This is a genomic window from Variovorax ginsengisoli, from assembly GCF_030486595.1.
Lineage (GTDB): Bacteria > Pseudomonadota > Gammaproteobacteria > Burkholderiales > Burkholderiaceae_C > Variovorax > Variovorax ginsengisoli_B.
Map to the genome: position 1 here is coordinate 23,454 of NZ_JAUJZH010000038.1, position 23,774 is coordinate 47,227.

The 23,774-nt window shown below is 62.1% G+C and carries 22 protein-coding genes and 3 pseudogenes; 12 read left to right on the forward strand and 13 right to left on the reverse strand.

Translation table 11 applies throughout. The features are described from left to right. Positions 1–63 precede the first annotated feature (63 nt). The 4 genes and pseudogenes from QZH52_RS33990 to QZH52_RS38780 all read left to right on the forward strand — a co-directional run. The gene (locus tag QZH52_RS33990) at positions 64–537 is read left to right on the forward strand and encodes a hypothetical protein (RefSeq protein WP_301815623.1); all 474 of its coding nucleotides are present in this window, start codon (positions 64–66) and stop codon (positions 535–537) included. Positions 538–589: 52 nt separating this feature from the next. Further along, positions 590–1,393: an alpha/beta fold hydrolase gene (locus QZH52_RS33995; RefSeq protein WP_301815625.1), complete on the forward strand. Its 804-nt coding sequence runs from the start codon at positions 590–592 to the stop codon at positions 1,391–1,393. A gap of 13 nt (positions 1,394–1,406) precedes the next feature. Beyond that, a pseudogene (locus QZH52_RS34000) lies at positions 1,407–2,122 on the forward strand (SDR family NAD(P)-dependent oxidoreductase); the annotation flags it as partial. After that, positions 2,091–2,759: pseudogene (locus QZH52_RS38780) on the forward strand (MDR/zinc-dependent alcohol dehydrogenase-like family protein); the annotation flags it as partial. The pseudogenes QZH52_RS34000 and QZH52_RS38780, both read left to right, overlap by 32 nt. A 477-nt stretch (positions 2,760–3,236) precedes the next feature. On the opposite strand, the gene QZH52_RS34010 reads toward QZH52_RS38780, so the two are convergent. Next, positions 3,237–4,193, reverse strand: coding sequence for a D-2-hydroxyacid dehydrogenase (locus tag QZH52_RS34010; RefSeq protein WP_301815626.1), 957 nt, complete (start codon positions 4,191–4,193; stop codon positions 3,237–3,239). A 70-nt stretch (positions 4,194–4,263) separates the two neighbouring features. On the opposite strand from QZH52_RS34010, the gene QZH52_RS34015 reads away from it, so the two are divergent. Next, entirely contained in the window at positions 4,264–5,313 is a 1,050-nt protein-coding gene (locus tag QZH52_RS34015; RefSeq protein ID WP_301815627.1) for an IS630 family transposase, read from the forward strand. Positions 5,314–5,477: 164 nt separating this feature from the next. On the opposite strand, the gene kce is transcribed toward QZH52_RS34015, so the two are convergent. The 5 genes from kce to QZH52_RS34040 form a co-directional block, all read right to left on the reverse strand. Then, a complete protein-coding gene (gene kce / locus QZH52_RS34020; RefSeq protein WP_301815629.1) occupies positions 5,478–6,410 on the reverse strand; it encodes a 3,5-dioxohexanoate:acetyl-CoA acetone transferase in 933 nt (310 codons plus the stop codon). A gap of 105 nt (positions 6,411–6,515) precedes the next feature. Next, positions 6,516–7,298 (reverse strand): SDR family oxidoreductase, encoded by a 783-nt coding sequence (locus tag QZH52_RS34025; protein WP_301815631.1) that lies wholly within the window; start codon positions 7,296–7,298, stop codon positions 6,516–6,518. Positions 7,299–7,341: 43 nt separating this feature from the next. Continuing rightward, entirely contained in the window at positions 7,342–8,724 is a 1,383-nt protein-coding gene (gene fahA / locus QZH52_RS34030; protein WP_301815633.1) for a fumarylacetoacetase, read from the reverse strand. Between the two features lie 10 nt (positions 8,725–8,734). Next, on the reverse strand, positions 8,735–9,964 hold the full coding sequence (locus tag QZH52_RS34035; protein WP_301815635.1) for a CaiB/BaiF CoA transferase family protein: 1,230 nt from the start codon (positions 9,962–9,964) through the stop codon (positions 8,735–8,737). Position 9,965: 1 nt separating this feature from the next. Beyond that, the gene (locus QZH52_RS34040) at positions 9,966–10,727 is read right to left on the reverse strand and encodes an enoyl-CoA hydratase/isomerase family protein (protein ID WP_301815636.1); all 762 of its coding nucleotides are present in this window, start codon (positions 10,725–10,727) and stop codon (positions 9,966–9,968) included. 251 nt (positions 10,728–10,978) lie between these two features. Here QZH52_RS34040 and QZH52_RS34045 point away from each other — a divergent pair, with 251 nt between their 5' ends. Then, positions 10,979–11,716 (forward strand): TetR/AcrR family transcriptional regulator, encoded by a 738-nt coding sequence (locus tag QZH52_RS34045; RefSeq protein WP_301815639.1) that lies wholly within the window; start codon positions 10,979–10,981, stop codon positions 11,714–11,716. 24 nt (positions 11,717–11,740) lie between these two features. Here the strand turns inward: QZH52_RS34045 and QZH52_RS38785 are convergent, their stop codons facing one another. After that, positions 11,741–12,154, reverse strand: a complete 414-nt coding sequence (locus QZH52_RS38785; RefSeq protein ID WP_366919355.1) for a saccharopine dehydrogenase family protein — start codon at positions 12,152–12,154, stop codon at positions 11,741–11,743. Positions 12,155–12,288: 134 nt separating this feature from the next. Here QZH52_RS38785 and QZH52_RS34050 point away from each other — a divergent pair. Further along, positions 12,289–12,678, forward strand: a pseudogene (locus QZH52_RS34050) (FAD-binding oxidoreductase); the annotation flags it as partial. 186 nt (positions 12,679–12,864) lie between these two features. Here QZH52_RS34050 and QZH52_RS34055 read toward each other — a convergent pair. Genes QZH52_RS34055 through QZH52_RS34070 form a run of 4 tightly spaced genes read right to left on the reverse strand, consistent with a single transcriptional unit; the run spans position 12,865 to position 17,321 of the window. Beyond that, positions 12,865–13,785, reverse strand: coding sequence for an ABC transporter permease (locus tag QZH52_RS34055; protein ID WP_301815682.1), 921 nt, complete (start codon positions 13,783–13,785; stop codon positions 12,865–12,867). A 5-nt stretch (positions 13,786–13,790) separates the two neighbouring features. After that, positions 13,791–14,843, reverse strand: a complete 1,053-nt coding sequence (locus tag QZH52_RS34060) for an ABC transporter permease (RefSeq protein ID WP_301815641.1) — start codon at positions 14,841–14,843, stop codon at positions 13,791–13,793. Positions 14,844–14,866: 23 nt separating this feature from the next. Further along, positions 14,867–16,396: an ABC transporter ATP-binding protein gene (locus QZH52_RS34065; RefSeq protein ID WP_301815643.1), complete on the reverse strand. Its 1,530-nt coding sequence runs from the start codon at positions 16,394–16,396 to the stop codon at positions 14,867–14,869. Positions 16,397–16,403: 7 nt separating this feature from the next. After that, entirely contained in the window at positions 16,404–17,321 is a 918-nt protein-coding gene (locus QZH52_RS34070) for a BMP family protein (RefSeq protein ID WP_301815684.1), read from the reverse strand. Between the two features lie 305 nt (positions 17,322–17,626). Between QZH52_RS34070 and QZH52_RS34075 the strand changes: the two genes are divergently transcribed. From QZH52_RS34075 to QZH52_RS34085, 3 genes are read left to right on the forward strand one after another with little or no spacing between them, the layout of a single operon-like run. Beyond that, positions 17,627–18,463: a cysteine hydrolase family protein gene (locus QZH52_RS34075; protein ID WP_301815644.1), complete on the forward strand. Its 837-nt coding sequence runs from the start codon at positions 17,627–17,629 to the stop codon at positions 18,461–18,463. After that, complete coding sequence (locus QZH52_RS34080) at positions 18,460–19,170, forward strand: TetR/AcrR family transcriptional regulator (protein ID WP_286624973.1); 711 nt, start codon at positions 18,460–18,462, stop codon at positions 19,168–19,170. Before QZH52_RS34075 ends, QZH52_RS34080 begins: the two co-directional genes overlap by 4 nt. Beyond that, positions 19,167–20,600, forward strand: coding sequence for an amidase (locus QZH52_RS34085; RefSeq protein WP_301815648.1), 1,434 nt, complete (start codon positions 19,167–19,169; stop codon positions 20,598–20,600). Before QZH52_RS34080 ends, QZH52_RS34085 begins: the two co-directional genes overlap by 4 nt. A 185-nt stretch (positions 20,601–20,785) precedes the next feature. On the opposite strand, the gene QZH52_RS34090 is transcribed toward QZH52_RS34085, so the two are convergent. Beyond that, positions 20,786–20,980, reverse strand: coding sequence for a hypothetical protein (locus tag QZH52_RS34090; protein WP_301815649.1), 195 nt, complete (start codon positions 20,978–20,980; stop codon positions 20,786–20,788). On the opposite strand from QZH52_RS34090, the gene QZH52_RS34095 reads away from it, so the two are divergent. Together QZH52_RS34095 and QZH52_RS34100 are read left to right on the forward strand one after the other, a co-directional pair. Then, positions 20,971–21,777, forward strand: a complete 807-nt coding sequence (locus QZH52_RS34095) for a gamma-glutamyltransferase (RefSeq protein ID WP_301815651.1) — start codon at positions 20,971–20,973, stop codon at positions 21,775–21,777. The genes QZH52_RS34090 and QZH52_RS34095 overlap by 10 nt on opposite strands. Positions 21,778–21,890: 113 nt before the next feature. Next, positions 21,891–22,838: an IS5 family transposase gene (locus QZH52_RS34100; RefSeq protein ID WP_301815685.1), complete on the forward strand. Its 948-nt coding sequence runs from the start codon at positions 21,891–21,893 to the stop codon at positions 22,836–22,838. A gap of 197 nt (positions 22,839–23,035) precedes the next feature. Here QZH52_RS34100 and QZH52_RS34105 read toward each other — a convergent pair whose 3' ends face one another. After that, positions 23,036–23,542, reverse strand: coding sequence for a winged helix-turn-helix transcriptional regulator (locus QZH52_RS34105; protein WP_301815653.1), 507 nt, complete (start codon positions 23,540–23,542; stop codon positions 23,036–23,038). Positions 23,543–23,774: the final 232 nt, after the last annotated feature.

The window sequence follows — 23,774 nt, forward strand, 5'->3', positions numbered from 1 at the left end:
GCACGCCGAGGCGTGTAGAGCTACATCCTGTGACTTGCGTCGTCAGCAACAAGGAGACCGACCATGGAAGAGCGTATCAAGTTTCGCGTGGGCTTGGACATCCACAAGGACAACATCAGCGTCGCGGCAGCGGAGCGTGGCCGGGCGCCGGGACGGTTGATCGCAAAGGTCACGCATGACGTGGTCAAGCTACTAAGGGTGCTGGTCAGGATCGGCACGCCAGAGCAACTGCACATCGTCTACGAGGCCGGACCGACAGGTTTCGGGCCGCAACGTGCCTTGAACGCCAAGAGCTATCTGTGCGAGATCATCGCGCATCGCGCCCTCGCAGATCCCGCGACTTCCGGGCGACCGAGTCAAGACGGACGGGCGGGGCTGCGTGAAACTGGCCGAGTGCTCGCGTGCCGGCCAGTTGAGCGCCGCATGGATTCCCGACCCGGAGGACGAGGCTTGGCGCGGGCCGTTGACGACCCCCGCCTTTCCGATGCGCTGCGCGAGGCGGCGCTCAACCACCTAATCCCCGTCCTCAACGACTGACCTTATGTGAACCATTGCGGCGCGGATCTCGATTAAAAATATGATGAATATCATGCGATCCAGCACGATGATTGATGCCAATGTTGAGCACCCGGGTCCCGAACAGATCGCACACGCCTTTCTGACGCCACGGCTTCCGCCGCAGCGCCTGCCGCTACTGCTCGATGGCGGTGAGGCGCTGCGCATCGCGACGCTGGAGGGCGAGGCTGCGCTGCAGCGCGCCGGTAGCGGCCCTGCGGTGCTGCTTCTTCACGGCTGGGAGGGCCACAAGCCTCCGATCTGGCTGCCTTCGCGCCCCCCGCTGCTCGACGCTGGCTTCAGCGTGCTCGCGATGGATCTGCCAGCACACGGAGACTCCGCCGGGCGGCAAACGTCAATCTCACAGTCCGCCCGGGCGTTGGGCGCTGTGGGCGAAGCGTTGGAACCGTCGCACGCGGTGATCGCGCACTCGATCGGCTCAGCGGTGCTGGCGGAAGCACTGCACGCCGGGCTGGCGGCGCAGCGTGCGGTGCTAGTTTCTGCACCAGCCCACTATGAACGCTATGCGCGGGGCTTCGCCGCCGCGGCCGGCCTGGACCGCACAGCGACCGAAGTCATGTTGGCGCTGTTGCGCAGCGCAGTCGGGGTTGACGTGCGTGAGAAATCGCTGCTGCGTCGCGCGCCTCAACTGCGCCAGCGGGCGCTCTTCATCCATTCCACCGACGATCGCGTCGTCGCAATCGAAGACAGCCTGCCTGGCGCCAGCGCGTGGCCCGGCCCTCGGCACCTGCGAGTCGAGGGATTGGGCCACCGGCCACTGCTCGGCAACCCAGCGGTCGTCGCGGCGGCGATTGATTTCGTCGCCACCACCCACTGAAAAGGGAGCTCCCATGAAGATCGAAATACCCGTCGCGCTCGTCACGGACGCCCCGTCGAGCATTGGCCAAGCCACGGCGCAGCGACTCGCCAAGGCCGGCTACAAGGTCTATGGCACCAGCCGCCGAGGAGGCCAAGAGGGGCGGGGATCGTTCGAGATGCTCCGGCTCGACGTAACCAACGACGAGTCAGTCGAGGCGGCCGTCACAGCCGTGCTGCGGCTACGCGGCCGTATCGACGTCCTCGTGAACAACGCCGGCTTCGGCGTTGCGCCCGGCGGAACGGAAGAGAGTTCGATCGAGCAAGCCAGGGCGATTTTTGACACGAGCTTCTTCGGGCTGATCCGCATGACTCGTGCCGTCTTGCCTCAGATGCGACGCCAGGGGAGCGGCCGCATCATTAACATCAGTTCGGTGCTTGGTTTCCCTCCGATGCCATTCGCGGCACTCTATGCCGCAAGCAATCGTGCCGTCGAAGGCTATTCGGAATCGCTCGATCACGAGTTGCGCACCAAAAGCATCCGTGTGTCAGTCATTCGGATCAAAGAAGCTACGGCAACTGCTGGACAGCCCGGCGTCGTGGCGAAAGTGGTGCTGGAAGCGGCCGTCGTCGCCCAGCCAAAACTCCAGTACATGCCCGGCGGTCTCGCGAACCGTTTGCGGCTGCTTCGCAGATTTTCGCCGACCGGACTCTAGTGGATGCCGGCGTTCGAAAGGATTTGCGGGTCGACGCGCCGACGGTGTCGCTGCCTAGTACCTCGGGCAGAGGTCATTCGCCAGTTCCCTTTGATCGCGGGCATCGATCTGGCCGGAACCGTCGAGGCGTCGGCGGATCGCTGCACTGCAGTTGGAGACCGGGTTGTCGTCAACGGCTGGGGCCTAAGCCAGACTCACCACGGCGTATTCGCTCAGAAAGCCCGCGAAGGCGAATGGGTGATCAATATTCCGGCATTGCCGCCGACTCGTTAAGCCAGTCCCCCCTTACGGCAATTCGTATAGGTTTCTCGGTGAACTCGACTCATCGGGCCACTCTTCGCCGGTTGCCCGGCGCCTCCTTTTCGACCGAGGATGCCATGGCGATCGGCAATGCTGTCCGTGCTAGCACTCGAACATGGCTGCCTCACCCCGCAGCGCGGAGACATCCTCGTCACCGGCGCCAATGGCGGTGTTGGGTCCATCGCGATCGCGATTCTCTCGGACTTGGGCTGCCGGGTCGTGGCGTCGACGGGGCGTCTCGAAGAGAAAGACTACTTGCGCAGCCTCGGCGCGACAGAAGTCATTGACCGCCGGACGCTGTCGGAGACAGGAGCGCCTCTCGCGAGCGAACGGTGGGCCGGCGCCGTGGACTCGGTCGGCAGCCGCACGCTGATCAGGCGCGTGCCGTACGCGAGCCGGCGCGTTCGATCTCATTCGGGACGCGATTTCTTCCCGATGATTCCGCCGACAGCGACAGCATCAAATGGCATTCGATGTTGGCGAACTCATCAGCAGTCGTCTGCTCACCCAAAGCAGGGCAAAAAATGCGCCGAGGCGCAGCGAGGTTGCGTGCAGCTCAACAGGAACTCAACGCGATGCTCGGCGTAGAGCGAGTGTTTCAGTTGCATTTGCTTGTCAACGAGAGCATCGAACTACTCCGCAATGCAGACGGGATGTGCAAGGATAAGAATGACGCCGATGAGTGAAATGACCAAGAATCTTGCGGGCCTGCTGGCTACGCCGTCTGGCTGGTGCTGCTGGTAGCGGCCGGCACATCGAGAATTCAAAGCGCGTAGCGCTGCTACTTCTTCACCAGCTGATCTCGTATTGCATACAAGTGTTCGAGGAACGCGCGCGGCTCCCCGAGGTTCATGTCGCCACGACGTTGACCGGCGATCCGGCGACGAACGCTTCGATGTTGTCGACGAGTTGATCTGCCAGACCTTGGATTGCCTCTTCCGCCGCCCATGCCACGTGCGGCGTGAGGATGAAGTTCGGTAGATCCAGCAGACCCATGAATGGGTGTTCCGGAGGAGGGGGCTCTGACGTGACCACGTCGAAGCCCGCGCCACCGAGCTGGCCGTTGCGCAGCGCCTGCGCCAGCGACGTCTCGTCCACGAGGCCGCCACGCGCCGTGTTGATCAGAAGCGGCCGGCGCTTCATCTGAGCAAACTCCGCTTCGCCGATCATGTTGCGGGTGCTCGGCATCAGCGGGCAATGCAACGTGATCACATCCGACTGTTTCAGCACCGCTTCGAACGGCGTGTAAAGGGTTCCCATGCCCGTACTGCCCTTGTAGGCAGAGAACAGAACACTCATGCCCAGGGCGCGGCCGATGTCCGCTACAGCCGTGCCCAAGGCCCCGTCGCCGATGATGCCCAGCGTGGAGCCGTGCAAGTCGCGGATCGGAAAGTCGAAGTAGCAGAACTGGTTGGTCTTTTGCCAACGACCCTGCTGCACCGAACGGTGGTAGGCCAGGATGCTGCGGCGGAGCGCGAAGATCAGCGCAAAGGTGTGCTCGGGCACCGTGCGACCGGCGTAGCCTCGGATGTTGCTCACGACGATGCTGCGCTCGGCACAGGCGCGCAAGTCGATGTTATCCGTGCCGGTAGCAGCCACCGCGATCATCTTGAGCTTTGGGGCTGCAGCAATCGCCTCGCGGGTCAGGCGCACTTTGTTGGTCACGATGACATCCGCATTTCGCACACGCTCGGCGAGCGTATCGGGGCTGGTGTGCTCGTGGCACTCCAGATCATGAGCGAAGCTCGGCGAGCGAAGCTTTGTGGACGGCGACAGCGTCCCACGGTCCAAGAAAACGATCTTCATGCTAGTGTAGTGCGCTCGATATAGTTGAACTTATTTGATGCGGCACACTCCGACCTCGACGGAGGTCGTTGTGCGCATTGCTCCAAGACTCGAACTGAGTGCCGCTGTTCAACGAGAGTTGACGGCCCTGGCGTGCCGAGGCCGCGTCGAGGCTCGCGCGCAGCAAAGGGCCAAGATCGTGTTGCTGGCCGCTCAAGGCTGGCAGAACAAGGACATCGCCGCCGAGGTCGATCTGGGTCGGAGCCAGGTGGCCTTGTGGCGCCAGCGCTTCCTGGACGGCGGGGTGGAGTCCCTGATGCACGATGCACCGCGTCCCGGGCGCACCCCGAGCGTGACCGCGGAGCTTGAATCGAGCATCGTGGACAAGTCGCTTCACGACAAACCCATCGCCGCCACGCACTGGAGCACGCGCACGTTTGCCGCGCAGCTCGGGGTGGGGCCGACGACGATCCGCCGCGTGTGGCAGAGCAACGGCCTGAAGCCGCATCGCCAGAGCAGCTTCAAGTTCTCGCACGACCCGCGCTTCGAGGACAAGCTGCTGGACGCCGTGGGGCTGTATCTGAACCCGCGCGAGCGCGCCCTGGTACTCAGCTACGATGAAAAGATCCAGATCCAGGCGCTCAACCGCACCCAGTCGGGCCTGCCGATGAAGAAAGGTCGCGCCGGCACCGTCACGCATGACTACAAGCGCCATGGCACGACCACGCTGTTTGCCGCCTTGAACACCCTGGACGGCACCGTGATCTCGATGTGTCAGCAGCAACACCGGCACGAGGAGTGGCTGAGCTTCCTGCGCCTGATCCAGAGGCGCGCACCCAAGCACCTGCAACTGATGATGGACAACTACGGCACCCACACCCATCCGGAGGTCCGAGCCTGGCTGGCCCGGCGCCCGCGGTTCGTCATGCACTTCACGGCCACCAGCGCGTCGTGGCTGAACATGGTTGAGCGCTTCTTCCGCGACGTCTCGGAGAGCCGCATCCGGCGCGACAGCTTCACCAGCGTGCTTGAGCTGGAATTGGCCATCGATCTGTATGTCGCCCACCACAACGCCAATCCCAAACCCTTCATCTGGACCAAGAGCGCGACTGACATCCTGGCCAAGGTCACGCGAGCCTAGGCCGCGCTGGAAACGAGTACAAGATAGGTACATATCTGAGAGGCGCACTACACTAGTTTGAGCCGGCGTTGCAGCACCCGCTTGGTCCCCGTATTGACTGGCCGGTTCTGGACCAAGGCAAGAACGTCGGGGTAAGCCGGAAGCCCCGAAAGGTTCGCCAGCTGTCAAAATTCCACGCTGCTTGCCCCTTTGAGGCCCAAAAGTTGCCGGGCTTCAGACGGCGTTGCGACCTCCAGATCGAGCGCCTCGATTACTTTGCGGACTTTACGAACTTGCGCTGCACTGGACTCCGCAAGCTTTCCCGGGCCAAGCCAGAGAGAATCCTCCAGACCGACACGCACATTGGCGCCCATGGCCAAGCCAATCGTCGCCAGCGTCATCTGATTGCGTCCCGCACCCAGAATCGACCACAGATAGGAATCTCCGAACAAGCGATCGGCGGTACGACGCATGTGCATCAGGTCCTCGACGTGCCCGCCGATACCACCGAGGATGCCAAAAACCGACTGGATAAAAAGCGGCCCTTTGACAAGCTGACGGTCCATGAAATGTGCCAGGTTGTAGAGATGACTGATGTCGTAGCACTCGAACTCGAAACGCGTCCCGTTCTCTGCACCCAGCTGCAGAATTCGTTCTATGTCTGCAAAGGTATTTTTGAAAACCAGATTCTTGCTGTTTTCCAGATGCTGGCGCTCCCAGTCGTGGCGTAGGACAGGAAATCGCTGAAGCATCGGGAACAAGCCGAAATTCATTGACCCCATATTCAGCGATGCGAGTTCGGGCTTGAAGAACGTTGCTGGCTGCATACGCTCTTCAACCGTCATGTGCGGACTGCCGCCAGACGTGAGATTTATCACGGCATCTGTCTGTCCGCGAATTTCCGTCAGGAAAGGCTTGAAGAGTTTGGGATCCTGCGACGGGCGTCCATCCACCGGATCTCGCGCATGAAGATGCAGGATTGCCGCGCCTTCGCGGGCTGCGGCAATCGACGCCTCCGCTATCTCTGCTGCAGTCACTGGCAAATGGGGCGACATGCTTGGCGTGTGAATTGCACCCGTGGGTGCACAGGTAATGATGACTTTTCTGGAACGGCTCAAGGGGTTCACCTGATATATAAAAATAGGAGCGACTTTTCTTGCGGTTTGAATGCGAGGTTGGCGTGCCGATGGCGCGCCCCAACCTACTGCCGTCGCTACCGGTTATCAGCTCAGTTGCTGCGTGTGCCCATCGACAGCCATTTCTTGGCCGGTGATGCTGGCGGCTGCATCGCTGGCTAGAAACATGACCATGTTTGCCACGTCCATTGCACTCACCATGCGACCCAGCGCCGCCTGTCCCGAATAGGCCTTGGCAACGTCTTCGATGGGCACGTTTCGCTCAAGAGCCTTCGCCTGGATGACTGCCCGGATGCGAGGGCCATCGACCGCCCCAGGCAAAACGGCGTTCACGCGAATCCCTTCATGACCGAGTTCGATCGCAAGCGTCTTCGTGAAACCGATCACCGCCCACTTTGAGGCGCTGTAGGCGACGCGACCCGGCATTCCCAAATGGCCCGCAGCCGAGGACAGATTGATGATGCTGGCACCGGCCTGCTTTCGCAGCAACCGAACGGCTGCACGTGCGCACAGAAATTGCCCCGTCATGTTGACCGCAAACGTCTGCTCCCATTCGGGAAGAGAAACATCTTCGAATCGCCTGGTAGGTCCGGCAACGCCTGCATTGTTGACGAGTACATCGACACCTCGCATCTTCTGTTCCGCGTACGTAAAAAGGGCCTCAACGTCGCTTTCACTAGACACGTCGGCGTACATTGAATGTACTGTCGGCATCTCGGTGCCCAAGCGCTCGAGTGCAGAGCGATCAACATCACAGACTGTTAGCTGCGCACCGGCGCTGTGAAAGCTGCGCGCCATCTCAAGGCCAAGTCCGCTCGCTCCCGCGGTGATAAGGACGCGCTTCCGCGCGAAATCGGTCTTGTTCCACATCTGAGTTTCCTGTGCGCTTAAGAAGATTCTGGTTCGAAGCGCCTCACACCGAGAGATGTTCCGGCGTCTCGCCGCGCGACGCACCCGCCGTGTCGATTGACGGTGCGACCGCTGGCAAAACCCTTCCGTAATTTTTGCCAAAGCCAATGCGTACGAAGCCGTCTCGTTCGCAATGGCCCTCGAAAATGACCGCATCCCCGTCGGCCAAGAATCCGCGCTCCTCTCCATCGCCAAGTTGAACGGGTTCTCTTCCCGCCAACCCGAGCTCGATGAGTGCGCCTGCCTCGATGCGTGTAGGCCCGGAGATGGTGCCGGTACCCAGCAGATCGCCGGGGCGAAGTGCGCAACCCCCTGCGGCATGGTGTGTCACCATCTGCGCGAGGGTCCAATACTGGTGCTCAAAGCTGGTTGCCGAAACGAGCGGAGCCTTACGGCCGTTAGCTCTCATCGTTTCAGATTCAATAAAGACTTCCAGCCGGATATCAAACGCACCACTCGATCGGTTTTCGGTGGAGTCTAGGTAGGAGAGCGGCTGAGGCTCGGAGTCTGCGCGCACCGCCGGCTTCCTGTAAGGGGCTAGTGCCTCCATCGTTACGATCCAAGGCGAGATGGTTGTCGCGAAGTTCTTGGCATGAAAAGGGCCCAGCGGGTTCATCTCCCAAGCCTGGATATCACGGGCCGACCAGTCGTTCAACATGCATAGGCCGAAGATGTGGTTCTCTGCATCGTCAATTGATATGCGTTCGCCGGCCTGGTTGCCGGGACCGATGAACATACCCAATTCGCATTCGTAGTCGAGCTTCAGGGTGGGCTGATAGATCGGCTCCCTGGAGCCAGTGGGTAGAAACTGCCCCTTCGGACGACGAAATGTCTGCCCGGCTACGCCAATGGTCGAAACACGCCCGTGGTACGCCATTGGGATCCATCGAAAGCTGGGCGGCAGTTCGTTTGCGGGGTCGAAAAGCCGCCCGCAGTTAACCGCGTGATCGAGCGAAGTGAAATAGTCGGTGTAGTCACCAATCCTCGCCGGGAGGTTGTATTCTGCATCTGCTTGCTCAACTAGGCATTCGCGCAGAGTCGACATTTGCGTATCGCTTGGCCCACCCTGCCGCATCAACGCGAACAAGGCATGGCGCAGCGCCTGCCAAGCTGATGGTCCAAGCGCGAACAAATCGTTGAACGCCTCTTGAGAGGCCGCCGAAGCTGCGTCTCGCGCCGCGCCCGCAAAGAGATTGCGGTGGTAGGCGTTCGCGATGTCCAGGATCTGGTCACCGATCGCCACGCCGCCGCGCCAACGCTCGCCAGACGCCTTCCTTCGAAAGATGGCAAAAGGCAGGTTTTGCACCGGGAAATGACTTTCGGCTGCATTGGCGGAAGTCACCCAGCTGCTCGCATTGATATCGTGCGTATGGTTTAGGTATTCCATTGCGTTTTCCTTAGTCGAATGAGCCGGCAGCGCTGCGACGAGAGCGAATGACGCCGCGATGATGCAAGTCGTTGATGGCGGCGGGTGACAGGCCCTGCTCTGCCAGCACCTCTGCGTTGCTTTCGCCTTGAAAATAGGGAAGTCCGGCGGCAGGCAGTGTGGAGCGCCCGAACTTCCATGGTGGCCCAGGCATGCGTACAGTGCCTCCGTTGCGATCGTCCACATCGACAACCGCGCCCCACTCGGCGGCCCATTCTGACTCGGCAAGTTCTTGGGTCGTCCGCAGGACGCCAATCGCCAATCCGGCCTCGCTCACCTGCGCCTGGAGTTCGTCCAGGTCGCTGAAGGTCAGAATCCAGGCCCGGACCTCCAGCATCAAACTGTCAATGTTTGCTCGCCGAAGCGTTGCCGTGGCATAGCGCGGATCGCTCAAGAGGTCAGTGCGCCGCATCATGGCGCAGTAGCTCACAAAAGACGGTGAGAAGATCGGGCTGGACGCGATGGTGAGCCGACGACCGTCAGGGAGGTCGAAGATCGGCGATTCAGTTGCGCTGAGTGCGTACGGTTCGCCGTCGACGTCGAGGCCCGACATCAGTGCGCCAGCCCGCTCGTTCACTGACAGCATCGTTGCCGCCATCGAAACGTCCACATGTTGTCCGAGGCCGGTCTTGTGTCGATCTTCCAGCGCAGCCAGCACGGCGATCACTCCCTGCAAGCCGGTGTACACGTCCGCGTGGCTGCAAGCGTCATTGCGAACTTCACTGAGCGCTTCGCCATAGTGCTCAATGAGGATTTCGGTCAATCCGGTTTCAGCCTGAATGGTGGGCGCAAATGCAGGGCGGTTCCTCCATACTCCCGTCTGCCCATAGCCGCTCATGGAAACATAGATCGCCTTGGTGTTGAACTTGACCACATCCGAATAGCCCAGCCCGTAGCGCGCAAGCGTGCCAGGGCGAAAGTTTTCCACGATGACGTCGGCGTCGCGACATAGATCCACTGCGATCTTGCGTGCCTCAGGCCAGTTCAAGTCCAGGCTGATGTTTCGCTTGCCGGCGTTCTGCTGCACGTAATACAGGGACATTGGGCCGACAAGCGGCACTCCAGAGCGACCCACATCGCCAGCCGGTGGCTCGATCTTGGTCACGTCGGCGCCGAGGTCGCGCAGTGTCTTACTGCAATGGGGCCCCGCCAACACGCGGGTGAAATCGACGACCCGGAGACCTTTCAACGGTGCAGCCATCTCAGTTACCCTCAAAAATCGCCGTTGCCGGCTTGCCCGTGGCATTGAACGCATCCAGACCGCGTTGCTGATCGGCAGAGGCCCACATCGACGCGTTGACCTCGGACTGCTTTGCGTCTGCGCCGGCGATACCTTCGCGCACTGTCAAGTTGGCCAGCTTCTTGATGCCCGTGAATGCCACCGTAGGCCCTGATGCAAGTTGCCGGGCCCAGGACATGGAAACCGTCCCCAATTCCGCTTCTGGAGTGACCAGATTGACCGCGCCCCAGCGCTCCATGGCGCGTGGATCATGGCGTCGCCCAAACATTGCAAGCTCCTTCGCCCGAGCCGGACCAACGCGCTGGACCATCCGCTGCACGCCGCCCAGCAGCGGGAGCAGTCCGATGGAAGCCTCGGCCATGCTGAACGATGCCGTGTCGGCAGCGATGATCATGTCGCACATAAGAGCGAGCTCGAGCCCACCACCCAAGGCGGCGCCGTGCACCGCGACAACGATCGGAATCGGCACATCCTCCAGCGCAGCCCACAGAGCAACAAGGCGCTGTTGGTCGGGCCGCTCCGCAAAGATCACGTCGAGGTCCGCTCCAGCGCAAAAGTGGCGCATAGAGCTCCTCAACAGGATGGCACGACATCCGCTGTCGACGGCGGCCGTGTATGCGGTGAACAGATCCGCCAGCATGGCGTTGTCCATCAGGTTGTGGGGCGGCTTGCAAAGCGTGACGACGCCGACGGCGCCATCTTTTTCGAACGTGACGGTGGTCATGGCTCCAGGAATCCTTCTTGAGATCAATGATTGCCGGCCAGCCGGGTGTGTCCCGTCGGGCCGCTCTTGCAGTCGCTTGCGGCGAGTGCAACACCACAAGGTTAACGCCGTTTACCAGTCGATGGTAACAGTGTTTACCCGAATCGTCTGCGGCATGTCTGAGCGGGTCAGTCCATCGGGCCGAGCTTTGCTTTGATGTCAAAGCCACGCACCGCTATAAGATCCAAGTCAGATCACTTTCACGAAGTTCCATGATGAGTACGCGAAGTTTGCCTCCTGCCGACGCCGAGTTGGCTCAACAAGCGGTACGTCGCGGTGGCGATTTACGCGAGGCGTTCGTCTCAGAAGGCCGCAAGATGTTTGAGGAGAACGGTGCGACGGAACTGAGCATTCGCGCCATCGGGCGCCGCCTCGGGGTTTCAGAGGCAGCTCCCTTCAAACATTTCAAAAGCAAGGAGCATTTGTTGGCCGCCATCGCCAGTAGCGGCTTCAGGGAGCTGGCTGAACTGCGCAAAGGTATCGTCGACTCGATGGCCGAGCCTGCGGCTCGCTCACGGGAAATGATGTTGAGCTATGTTGATTTTGCGCGTGCACATGAGGGCCTGTTCGACCTGATGATCGGCCCGCGGCTGTTGCCAGAAGTCCGGGTCGGCGAATTGGAGGATGCCGGCGACGCGTCCTTCAGCTATTTCGCCAATTCGATCCACGCACTCGCCATCGAAAGTGGTTGGGCCAAGGAACGGCTAGACGTCCTGGCACATGCGGCCTGGACCGTAGAACACGGTATCGCATCACTGATCCTCGCTCGCCAACTTCCTCGCAAACGAGCCAATCTCACGCAACAGCAGACCGTCAGTTTTTCGATTGACATGTTTCTGAGTGCGATAGCAGCCGGACCGACCCAGTTCAGAAAGTTTTTTCCGGCCCGAACCGGACGAACGTCAGCGCAAAGATCTCCAGCAGGGACTGGCCGGGCGTGTCTCACCTAGTCTGATGCGAGAGACTATATAAACTCAGGAGGATTTCGTTCGCCCCTCCAGACCGTTCCCAATGCGGCCAGTGTCCAAAGCCCTCCATGCCAACGATGCCTGGCAGGCCGGGCAAAGCACGGCGCAACGTTTTGGGTGCATCGCGGGGAAGTTCGTTGAGGTTGACGTCTCTCCCGTAGAGGTGGAAAGATGGGGGCCAACGGTCGTGACAATAGCCTTGGTTCGCTCGAACATCGCGGAGAGCTGAGCCGTGTCGTTCGCGTCGGCCTCCTCCAGCAGAGTGTCCTTCGGCGCCCCGAGCTGATCGCGCACCTTTGCCAGTTTGGCTTGACTGCGACCGGCCATGGCCCACTTCACCTTACCGCCCACGCCATAGCGCCGCGCGAAGTGTTCCGCGACGAGTCGGCCTGTGTAGCCGCTCGCCCCATAGACAAGAATGTCGACCTCCGCCGCCGGAGGCTCCCTTCAGAGAATCGCACCTGCTTCATGCTCTTCGGTCCAATTCGTCTGCGCTGGCGAGCGTTCTTCGTAGGCTTTATCGGCGCGGCCCATTGCGAAATGATCCGGCATGCCAGTTCGATCCCACGGGCCTGTTCAACCCCGGCAAGATCATCGACACGCCGAAAATGGACGACGGGTCTCTCTTTCGGTTCGCCCCTCCCGGGCCACCCAAGCCTTACAAGCGCATTCCCATCCAGCCGGTGTTGGACTGGTCAGCTTGGAACGTGCAGGCCGACCCAGTCACCGAAGTCACGACGACGCCAGGCACGGGCGGTGACGTCACCGGCGGCTTTGCTAAGGCTGTCGAGATGTGCAACAACAACGGACACTGCCGCAAGTTCGACGCCGGCACGATGTGTCCGAGCTACCGCGTTACGCGCGACGAGCAGCACCTGACCCGCGGCCGCGCCAACACACTGCGTCTCGCGGTCTCCGGCCAGCTGGCACAGGATGCGTTCAGCGTCTCCGACTATTTCCGTGCGAACAAGTTGGAGATGAAACCGGTGGTCATCGAGAAGATCGAGCAGCTGCGCGACGCGCTTGTTGGCGGTCGTTGCGACGCCTATACGAACGACGCATCGCAACTTGGTTCGTTCAAGCTCTCGCTGGGTGCCTAGCGCCGTAACAGCAGAGGTCGAGCATTCGCCCTAGCGCACATATGCTTGCGTCAGATACGCGGGTGAACTCTGCCGGCCGACGAGTCCACCGACGGCTAGCAGCGCCATCAGATAGGGAAGCATGATCAACAGCGCATTCGGCAGCTGAATACCGAGGGCTGGTAGCTGAAATTGCAAGGCCGTGGCCCCACCGAACAACAAGCAGGCCAGGAGCATGCGGCCCACCTTCCAGTTGCCAAAAATTACGGCGGCGATGGCCAGGTAGCCGGCGCCGCTCGTCATGCCCTCAGTGAACGTGTGAATGTCGCCGATCGACAGGAAGCATCCGCCGATCGCTGAAAGAACACCGGTGAACAGAACGGCGCCGTAGCGCACCGCCATCACTGACATGCCGGACTTCTCGACCGCTTTCGGCTCCGAGCCGGCTGAATGCACTGCAAGGCCGATCGCGGTGGCGCCCAGCACCCATGCCAACAAGGCGACGAGCGCGAGTGCCAGGTACACCAGCCACACCTGGCTGAACACCGCTTCGCCGAACACGGGAATCTGAGACAGCAGGGGCGGATGCCACTTGTCAAAGCCGGGAACCTCTGCGCGCGAGCGACCACCGAAAATCTCTCGGTAGGCGAGCGTGGTCGCGCCCAGCACCAGGATGTTGATGCCAATGCCCGTCACGACCTGGTTGGCGCGCAACGTGATGCTCAGGAAGGCCTGCAGCAAGGCCACAGGAAGCACGGCCAGGATGCCAATCAGCAGGCCCAGCATAGGGCTGCGGGTTGCGACGGCGCCGGTGGCCCCGGCAAAGGCGCCGGTGAGCATCATTCCTTCGACGCTCATGTTGAGTACGCCGGCGCGTTCGCTCACCAGTTCACCCGTGGCGCCGAGCACCAGCGGTATCGCGAGACGCAGGGTCGAGCCCGCGAAGACGGCAAGCATCGCGCCGTCGGACATGTCGCTCATCGGGTGCCTCCCTTGCTGCCGTCAATCCACCGCGCCGAACCTGCCAGCGCCACGACGATCACGCCCTGAATCACCAGCACCAGTGAATTGGGCACGTTGGCGACCATCTCCATGTTGATGCCGCCGGACCGGATGAAGCCGAAAAGCATCGCGCCGGCGATCACGCCGGTGACTGAGCCGCGGGCCAGCAGCCCGACCACGAGCCCGTCGAAGCCGTAGCCGGACGAGAAACCGGCCTTTAGGCTGTACTGCTCGCCCTGCAGCATCATCGAGCCGGCAAGCCCGCCCAGTGCACCGGCCGCGAAGAACACACCGACGATCGAGGGCGCAATCGCAATGCCGGCCTTGCGCGCCGCCAAGGGATTGAGGCCCACCGCACGCAATCGCAAACCGAACACGGTGCGGTGTAGGAGCACGGCGGCGAGCAGCGCCAGCACCAGCGCGAGCGGCAGCCCGACGTGCATCGGCATGGCCGCATCGCCGGTCAGCAGTGGCAGCTTGGTCGTGTCGGGAATATCCAGCGATTCGGGCAAGGTGCTCGAGGTGGTCATGGGCTGGCGCAGCAGCGACACGCTCTGCACGCTGCCATACAGCATCCACACGCCAATGAACGACAGCATCAGGCTGCTGATCACCTCGTTCGTCCCGACCTGGATCTTGAGCATGCCCACGATGGCGCCCCAGAGCCCGCCCACGACGCAAGCGGCCAGCATCGGCAGTACGAAGCCCAGTCCAGCCGGCAGATCGACAACGCCGCCGTGCAGGCAGACGGCTGTGGCCGCAATGGCCCCGACTGCAATCTGCCCCTCGCCGCCGACGTTGGTGAGATTGGCCCGGTTCGCCAATACGAAGCCCAGTCCGACCAACGCGAAAACGAGGCTGCGGTTGATCGACGCCGCCAGTGCATAGGGAGAGCCCCAGGCACCTTCGGCAAACGCGGACACCGCATCGGCGATCGGCACGCCGATGGCCGCCACCAGAACCAGACCGCACAACAGCGCGACCACCACGGCAGCCAGTGAGAGAGCGACGGCGCGCTGGTCGCGCATGGCTGTCACGAGATTTGTTCGCGTCATTGTGTGTGTCCCGCCATCCAGGCGCCAATGCGCTCGCGCTGCGAAGGGCGTGCGTCGCACTGCCCCATGATCCGGCCGCGATACAGAACCACGATACGGTCGGCGACCTTCAGCAGTTCATCGATTTCGGAAGAGATCAAAAGCACGCCGATGCCGCACTCACACGCGCCGACGATGTGACCGTAGACAGCCTCGACGGCACCCACATCGAGCCCCCGGGTCGGCTGGGCGGCCAACAGGAAGCGCAGCCTTTCGGTGGTCAATTCGCGCGCCAGCACCGCTTTTTGCTGATTGCCGCCCGACAGGCCAGCGAATGCCACTTCGGGGCTCGCTGCGCGCACGTCGTAGGTCTTCATGAGTTCCCGCGCGTCGCGCAGCATTGCTGCGCGATCGAGCAGGCCCCAGCGGCGGTAGTTGCCGAGCCGGTTGAGCAGGATGTTCTCGGCCACGCTCATCGCGACGACGCAGCCCGAGGCGTGCCGGTCCTCGGGCACAATGCCCACGCCGGCCGCCGTGACAGCCTTGGCACCCTTGCCGGTGAGTTCGGTGCCGCCCACGAAAAAGCGGCCCTCGGTGGCCGCAGCCAATCCGGACAGCACGGCGGCCAACTCGACCTGCCCATTGCCCTCAACACCGGCTACACCGACGATCTCGCCGGGCGCCACCAGCACGGTGAACTTGTCCAGCCGGGTCACGCCCTGGGCGTCACGCACGGTCAGCCCGTCCACCATCAGCGCGGGCGTCGGCACGGCTTCGCCAATTGGCGTGGCAGCTCGGCGCGGCGACGCCGGGACAGCATCGCAGGGATCGGACAGGTCGCGCTGGATCATTGCGTGAACCAGCGATTGGATCTCCTGCGCCGGAGCGTCCGAGCGCGCGACGACACGGCCCGCGCGAAGCACCGTGGCACGCCGCGCGATCTGGCGTATCTCTGCCAGCTTGTGGGTGACGAGCACTACGCCGCACCCTTTTGCTGCGACCTTCTCGCAAACCTGCAGCAGCGCGCGGATTTCGTCGGGCAACAGCACCGCCGTCGGCTCGTCTAACACCAGCAGGCGGGGTTCCCGCATGAGGCACTTCACGATCTCGACGCGTTGGCGCTCGCCCACCGACAGGCCACTGACGAGTGCGTGCGGGTCCAGCTGCATGCCGTAGCGCTCGCCAAGTTCCCGCATGCGCGCGGCACATTCCGCGCGCTTCAGAATGCCGCGCGACTGGCCAAGAAGAAGATTGTCCACGACGCTCACGTCGGGCACCAGGCTGAAGTGCTGGTGGACCATGGCGATACCTTGTGCCAGTGCATCGGCCGGGCGGCCCGGACGGTAGTCCGCACCAGACAGCCGCATGGTCCCGGCATCCGGCGCGTGCACGCCGAACACAAGGTTGCACAGCGTCGACTTGCCCGCCCCGTTTTCGCCGAGCAGGCAATGCACCTCGCCCGCCTCCAGCGTGAGCGAGACATCGTCGAGCACCTGGTGCGTGCCGAAGCGCTTGCCCAGACCCGACAGTTCCAGCAGCGGCGTCACGAGAGGATCAACCTTCGAGCACCTTGATCTTGCCGCTCTCGATGTCCTTCTTGATCGCGTCGATCTTCGCCTTCATGTCGGGTGTTGCGCCGCAGATCACCATGTCGGACGCCTTCGGACCCATGGCGAGGCCAAACGGCTTGTAGCCGGCTTTCCAGTTGCCGGACTGGGCTTCCTTGATTGCGTATTCCACCTGGTAACCCACGCCAGTGATGCTGTATGCCGGGTAGAGAGGATCGGTGCCGCAGCGGTCGGTGTAGCTGCCGATGATGCGCGTGTTCTTTTCCTTCGCGGCCTGCTCCATGCCGCGCAGGCCCAGGTTCAGGATGTGATAGTGTATGTCTGCACCTTGCGCGATGGCGGCCAGCGTGGCTTCCTTCGACTTCGCGACGTTGTCGAAATCTCCGGTGTAGTTCTCCACGTACTTGATTTTCGGGTTGACATAGGCGGCGCCTTTGCCGAACTCCTTGCCGGCATTGACGATCGACGGGATCTCCATGCCGCCCACGTAGCTCACCACGCCGGTCTTGCTGAGCATGGCCGCCGTAGCGCCTGCAACGAACGCGATCTCGGCCTGCTTCACGTCGTAGCCAGCCACGTTGGGCACGGTGTCGCCCTTGTTGCCGCCGACGATGGAAAACTTGGTCTTGGGAAAGCGTTTGGCGACCTTAGTGACCGCCGCCTGCGTCTGGCCGCCGACACCGATCACCAGTTGGTTCTTGGATGCCAGGTTGACCAGCGCCTGCTCCATGTCGGCGTAGTTGATGTTCTCGATCATCTGGACCTTGATCTTGTCGCCATAGGCCTTTTGCGCTGCAGCCAGACCGTCGTAGCCTGACTCCATCCAGCCTTTATCGGATTTGGAGCCAGGAATCAGCACGCCCACGGTGAGTGGATCGGCGGCGTGCGCCACACCGGCCAGCATGAGCGCGGCGGTCGCAGCCCACGCAAACGATGCAAGGGAGGAGTGAGTTCTCGGCATTGGCATTCCTTTCGCTAGGTAGATGGAATTAAGTAACTGAACGATTACTAAATGGACACGAATGGTGCGGGCGTATGCAAGAACGATGCCATCGGCTCGGCGGCAGCCTTTGCCCTCGGCGCAAACGCCGGGAGCGGTGGCTGCGCGCAAGCGTTTCGGATATCGGCCGATCCATCGAGGCACCGTCCGGGCGCCGATTGCGGCACCATTGCGGTGCTTGTTCACTCACCAACTTGGAGTCATTGACCATGCCAACCCAGCCAGAATCGGGCAGCAGACCGCTCGGCATCGCCCCTCATTACCATTGGCGCGCCGCGCGGAACGAGGTCGACATGGCGATGCCCGCACCCGCGCCGAGAGCCCTTCGGCTCCGCGCCGAGCCGCAAAACGTGATGATCGATCTGCGCCGCACGGCCAACGTCGTGATCGACATGCAGAACGATTTCTGCACGGCTGGCGGCTGGGTCGACCACATCGGTGGCGACTTCGCTGCCGACCGCGCAGCCATCGCGCCACCGCAGGCGTTGCTGCCCGCGTTGCGCGACGCCGAAGTTCCTGTGATCTGGGTCAACTGGGGCAATCGCCCCGACCTCGCCAACATGCCGCCAAACCAGTTTCACCTGTACAAGAACAGCGGTACGGGTACCGGCTTGGGCGATCCGCTACCCGAAGGTCGAGGCAACGTGCTGGAAAAGGACTCGTGGGCCGCAGCTGTCGTCGACGAACTCGCGCCCCTGCTAAGCGACATAAGGGTCGACAAGCACCGCATCAGCGGCTTCTGGGACACGCCGCTCGACAGCATCCTGCGCAACCTCGGCGTGAAGACGATGCTGTTTGCGGGTTGCAACACCGACCAGTGCGTTCTGCACTCCCTGACCGATGCAAACTTCCTGGGCTACGGCTACGGCTACGGCTACGGCTACGGCTACGGCTACGGCTACGGCTGCGTCATGCTGGAAGATTGCTGCGCCACGTCGTCGCCTCCCTTCTGCACGGAGGCGACGGTGTGGAACGTCAAGAAATGCTTCGGCTTCGTCAGTGACTCCAAACAGCTGCTGACGGCACTGGCGAACCTGCGCGCATGACGAACCTCGACGGGCTCTACAACGAACAGATGGCTTCTCATTCCGAGTCCGCCTCCGCTAAGAAGATCGTTCCGCGCGACCCGGCCCGCACGCGCGCGCGCATCCTGAAGGCCGCCATCGCGGAGTTCTCCGCAAAGGGGTACAGCGGCGCGCGAACCGTTCAGATCGCCAGCCGCGCCAAGTCGAACATTCGCATGCTTTACCACTACTTCGGTGGCAAGGATGCGCTCTACGTCTGCGTGCTCGAGGAGGTGCTGTCCAAGCTGAGGGCGGCAGAGTTGCAACTCGACTTCGATGCCCTCGCACCCACCGCAGGCATCCTGCAGATGTTCGACTTCATCGACACGCACTTCGGCGCGCGGCCCGAGTTGCGCCGGCTCCTGGCCTACGAGAATATGAACCAGGCCCGGCACCTCAAGCGCTCGGCGCTGATCCGCGAGGGTGCATCGCCGGTGCTCGACTTGATCGGCAACCTGTTGCGTCGAGGCGAAGCGATCGGCCTCTTCCGGCCGGGCGTCGACCCGCTGCATCTGTACGTTGCGATGGTGAGTATGGCTTACTACAGCCGGGCTCACGGCCCGACGCTTTCGCGCATCTTCGAAACCGATCTGCTCGCCGACGACTGGCAGGCGGCGCATCGCACACAGTCGCACGAGATGCTGATGGGTTTTCTGGCGCCTGTCATCAAGAAGGGAAGAAAGGCATGACCGTAGCATCCATGGCCGAAGCGGTGAAAAGCGGACGCACGAGCGCCGCGGAGAGGGTCGAAGCGACCTTCCGCTGCATCGCCGCGCTGGATCCGTCGCTGCATGCCTTCTGCACCCTCGACGAAGCGGGTGCGCGCGCGGCCGCCAAAGCGCTCGACGAGCGCCTGGGTCGCAACCAACCGGTCGGCCCGCTGGCCGGCGTGCCGGTGGCGATCAAGGATTTGATCTGCACGAAGGGCTTGCGCACCACCTTCGGCTCGCGCCTTTACGCCGGACACGTGCCGCAGGAAGACGACGTTGTGGTCGAGCGGCTGCGTGCGGCGGACGCCATCATCGTTGGCAAAACCAACACTTCAGAATTCGGCTATGGCGCCTTCGGTCATAACGCGCTGTTTCCAACCACACGCAACCCGTGGAATCCCGATCTCGCGCCAGGTGGATCCAGCGCTGGCTCGGCGGCAGCGGTCGCCGCCGGCATGGTCCCGTTGGCGATTGGCAGCGATGGTGGCGGCTCGGTGCGGGTGCCGGCCGCGCTCTGCGGCATCTTTGGGCTCAAGCCCTCAATGGGACGTGTACCGGCCTACCCTGGTTGTCGGGACGAGCGGCACCCGGGTATATCGAGTTGGGAATCGCTCGAACACATCGGGCCCATGACGCGGACGGTGGCCGACGCCGCACTTGCCATGTCCGTCCTCGCTGGCCCGACGCCGAAGGACAGGTTTTCACTGCCAAACGACATCCTGCAGTGGGCGGTGCCACCGGTCGAGACGTTGCGTCGTGTTCGGATCGCGTTCAGTCCGGATCTCGGCTTTGCGGCGGTCGATCCCGAAGTGCGCGCGAGGACGGAGGCCGCGGTTCACAGGCTGGAGCAAGTGCTGGGCTGTGTCGTCCAAGTCGTACAGCCGGATGTCGGCAACTACTCCGCCGTGTTCGAAACCCTTGTCGCCATGGACACGGACCGGCAGGGCCTGAGGCGCATGGCAGCCGAACAACGCATCGAACTGCAGGGCTGGCTGGCCAGTCTGCTGTCGCGCGATTGGAGCGCCGACACATTCACGCACGCACTGATGGAACGAAAGCGCATCGCGAACACGGTCTGGCGCTTTATGGAACACCATGACTTCCTGATAACGCCGACGACCGCGTGCGCGGCTTTCGGACTGGACATCCCCGGGCCCGACACCATCAACGGCAGAGCGGTGGAGGCGGGTAGCGCCTGGATCGCTTTCTCCGCGCTCGCAAACTTGACCGGTGCGCCGGCCGCGTCGGTTCCTATTGGATTGACTGTTGACGGTCGGCCGGTCGGCCTGCAGATCATGGGTCGTCACCTCGACGATCTGGGTGTGATGGCGTTGTCGGCGGTTGTCGAATCGCTTTTTCCAACATCCTGGCCACCGTTGGCCATCTCTGGGGACACAATGTCCCGCTGAGTTCGATCAACTGCCGGCTTGCAGACCTGAAGCGTCCTGACTGCCCAACATCCACGTCAGCGTTGCTCACTTCGCGAGATGTTGCGGGTCACCAATTGGTTTTTGACCCGGTTTCCGAGCGTGTGGGGCGAAGCAAGGGATTCAGTTGATCCGCGCCGGCCCCCTGACGCCGCACACACAACTCATCAGAAGGCAGCGTCGTTGTCACGCCTGAGGTACTCCGCGAGCAGCAGCTCGTCCACTGCGACCGGCGCATTGGCCACGCGACTGATCAGGTTCAAACGGAGAAGCCGGTCGATGGTGGCTCGTACCTTGGCAACGGTGGCCGGGCTGCCGGGCTTGCCGAGTCGCTGCAACGTTTCACGACCGAATGGCGGCAAGCCGCCCAGTCCTGCCACCCGTCACTTCGCATGCCATCCTGGAGCACCTCGACTACGAAGTGCTCCCCGCGGCGCATGCGTCCATGCGTCTGGAAATCGAAGCGATGCGGATGGCGTTCGGAGACCTCTACGCACATAACTCAGATCCCGCAACCATGCGCATGTCGGTGTCCGATCTCCTGGACATGCAGCGCCTGACTGCCCTTGCGAACACCATCGAGACGTCGGCCGCCTCGCCCAGAGCCAGAGTCGCTCCCACGAGTTCAGGAACCGTCTACCTCTGCGCTGCCGACAAGGAGGGCCGGATGGTGTCGTACATCCAATCCAACTACCGCGGATTTGGATCCGGCTTGGTGGTGCCAGGCACCGGCATTGCATTGCAGAACCGCGGTGCTGGCTTCACCTTGCAGCCTGGCCACGCGAACGAAGCGGCCGGCGGCAAGCTTCCGTCGCACACCATCCTGCCGGGCTTCCTTTTCCAGGACGAGAAGCCCGTCATGGCCTTTGGTGTGATGGGCGCCAACATGCAATCTCAGGGCCACGTCCAGATGGTGATTCATTCCGTTGAGGGACTCAATCCGCAGGCGAGTTCGGATGCTCCCCGCTGGCGCATCGATGACCAGGGACAACTCATCGTGGAAGCATCGATGCCCACCGAATGCGTGCAAGGGTTGCGCACGATGGGCCACGATGCGAAAGTGATGCCGGCCGACACGCTCGAGTTCGGCAGCGCTCAGTTGGTTCAACGTCTACCGGGTGACGACATTGCGTATGTCGCGGGTTCAACAGTGCCTTAAGGAAACGCTGATCAATAGGTTGCGGCGGGCACGGCCCGTGCATGCGTGAAGACACCGCAAGTCACAGCACCACCGAGATGAACCAACGCAGCTTTGCCAGCGCCGAGTACGCGATGAAGAAGAAGCGCACGCGGCGCGAGAAGTTCTTGGCTGACATGGAGCGCGTCGTGCCGTGGTCTCGTCTGATTGCCGTCATCGAGCCGCTGTACCCCACTCGCGGGCGCGTCGGCCGACAGCCGATCGGCGTGCCCCGGATGCTGCGCATGTACTGCCTTCAACAGTGGTACGGCCTGGCCGACGAGGCGCTCGAAGACGCGCTGTATGACAGTCAGGCGCTGCGCGACTTCGTGGGCATCGACCTGTCGCGCGAGTCGGTGCCCGACGCCACCACGCTGCTGAAGTTCAGGCGCCTGCTGCTGGACAACGACCTCACCAAGGCGCTGTTCGAGGAGATCAACGCCCATCTTGCCGAGCAAGGTCTTCTGATGCGCGCGGGCACCATCGTGGACGCCACCATCATTGCGGCGCCCAGCTCGACCAAGAACGCGGGCAATGCTCGAGACCCGGAGATGCATCAGACCAAGAAGGGAAACACCTGGCACTTTGGCCTCAAGGCCCATATTGGCGTGGATGCCGAATCGGGGCTCGTGCACACCGTGATCGCCACGGCGGCCAACGTCAACGACGTGACGCAAGCTCGCGCGCTTTTGCACGGCGAGGAGACGGCGGCCTTCGGCGACGCTGGGTATCGGGGCGTGCACAAGCGCGAGGAAGCGCAAGGGCCGCAGTGGCACGTGACGATGCAGCCAGGCAAGCGGCGGCAACTCGACCCGACGCGCAAGTGGGCCCGCCTGCTCGAGAAGGCCGAGCAGTTGAAGGCTAGCATCCGAGCCAAGGTCGAGCATCCGTTCCACGTGATCAAGAACCTGTTTCGTCACAAGAAGACCCGCTACAAGGGCCTGGCGAAGAACGAGGCACAGCGGTTCAGCCTGTTCGGGTTGGCCAATCTGGTCATCGCCAAGCGGTCGTTGCTGATCGCTCATGGCCGAGGTGCGTCTTGAACATCGAAAGTGGCCTCGCAAGAGGTGCAAAGCGCCCGGCCGGCGGGCCTCACCGCGCAAAGTCGACCGGAATCGCGACCGCATCGCTTCGTGATGTCCTCAGATCCGACGACGTCGTTCATTGATCAGCATCTCCTTAACTTCCAATTCCCGCGACTCGAGCAAATTTTGCCTTCGATTGCTCATGAGTCAGGCGCTCATTTTCTTAGCGGATCCCCTTGACTCAGGGCGGTTGAGGAAGGATCTCTGTCTCCTCGTTCGAGCGCGCGCGAAACGAAGTCGTGCGGGCCGAGCGTGCGGCCGTCCTGTGACTTCAACTCAAGTGGGCGGAGTTTTTCGTGCGTTTGTCGGTCCACCAGATCGTAGGAGAGTTGCCCGGGAGGGAAACAGAATTCTTCTCCCCATTGCCAAAGCGAGGCGACCACTAGGTAGAGCCGTTCACCTTTCTCGGTCAAGACATACTCTCTATAGGAGGATCCATCGGAGGCGGGTGCCGTGGTGAGAACGCCGCAGGCCACCAGCTTCCGCAGACGCGTGGTCAAGATGTTCTTTGCTAGTCCTAAGCTCCGCTGAAACTCCCCAAAACGCCGCGTTCCCGCCAAAGCGTCACGAACAATCAGCAGCGACCACCAGTCACCAATTGACTCGAGGGATCGCGCGATCGCGCAAGTGCTGGTTTCCAGCGTTGTACGCTTGCCCTTCATCTCACTCCTTCATGCTGGTGTGTGCATGCCAGCGGCTTGTTGCTATAGACGATCCAAGTCCGACAGCGCCGAAGTCACTGTGGTGTCGTGTTTTGTATCAATTCGTATTCAAGCTGTGAGTTGCAAAAATAAACCAGGCAGAGTACCATGTCGGTTGTAGTTGCAAAGTTAAACTGATCTGTTGAGACATTTCCTGGTGGGGCGCCCCGATGAGGCCTGCGAGGAATGCTTG

Coding starts and splice junctions, on each gene's coding strand:
- QZH52_RS34035 (WP_301815635.1), bottom strand. CDS start 9,964: ATGGCTGCACCGTTGAAAGGTCTCCGGGTCGTCGATTTCACCCGCGTG.
- QZH52_RS34080 (WP_286624973.1), top strand. CDS start 18,460: ATGACGAACCTCGACGGGCTCTACAACGAACAGATGGCTTCTCATTCC.
- QZH52_RS34075 (WP_301815644.1), top strand. CDS start 17,627: ATGCCAACCCAGCCAGAATCGGGCAGCAGACCGCTCGGCATCGCCCCT.
- QZH52_RS34060 (WP_301815641.1), bottom strand. CDS start 14,843: ATGCGCGACCAGCGCGCCGTCGCTCTCTCACTGGCTGCCGTGGTGGTC.
- QZH52_RS34105 (WP_301815653.1), bottom strand. CDS start 23,542: ATGAAGGGCAAGCGTACAACGCTGGAAACCAGCACTTGCGCGATCGCG.
- QZH52_RS34045 (WP_301815639.1), top strand. CDS start 10,979: ATGATGAGTACGCGAAGTTTGCCTCCTGCCGACGCCGAGTTGGCTCAA.
- QZH52_RS33990 (WP_301815623.1), top strand. CDS start 64: ATGGAAGAGCGTATCAAGTTTCGCGTGGGCTTGGACATCCACAAGGAC.
- QZH52_RS34055 (WP_301815682.1), bottom strand. CDS start 13,785: ATGTCCGACGGCGCGATGCTTGCCGTCTTCGCGGGCTCGACCCTGCGT.
- QZH52_RS34010 (WP_301815626.1), bottom strand. CDS start 4,193: ATGAAGATCGTTTTCTTGGACCGTGGGACGCTGTCGCCGTCCACAAAG.
- fahA (WP_301815633.1), bottom strand. CDS start 8,724: ATGGAATACCTAAACCATACGCACGATATCAATGCGAGCAGCTGGGTG.
- QZH52_RS34085 (WP_301815648.1), top strand. CDS start 19,167: ATGACCGTAGCATCCATGGCCGAAGCGGTGAAAAGCGGACGCACGAGC.
- QZH52_RS34070 (WP_301815684.1), bottom strand. CDS start 17,321: ATGCTGGCCGGTGTGGCGCACGCCGCCGATCCACTCACCGTGGGCGTG.
- QZH52_RS34100 (WP_301815685.1), top strand. CDS start 21,891: ATGAAGAAGAAGCGCACGCGGCGCGAGAAGTTCTTGGCTGACATGGAG.
- QZH52_RS33995 (WP_301815625.1), top strand. CDS start 590: ATGCGATCCAGCACGATGATTGATGCCAATGTTGAGCACCCGGGTCCC.
- QZH52_RS34025 (WP_301815631.1), bottom strand. CDS start 7,298: ATGTGGAACAAGACCGATTTCGCGCGGAAGCGCGTCCTTATCACCGCG.
- QZH52_RS34040 (WP_301815636.1), bottom strand. CDS start 10,727: ATGACCACCGTCACGTTCGAAAAAGATGGCGCCGTCGGCGTCGTCACG.
- QZH52_RS34095 (WP_301815651.1), top strand. CDS start 20,971: ATGGCGGCAAGCCGCCCAGTCCTGCCACCCGTCACTTCGCATGCCATC.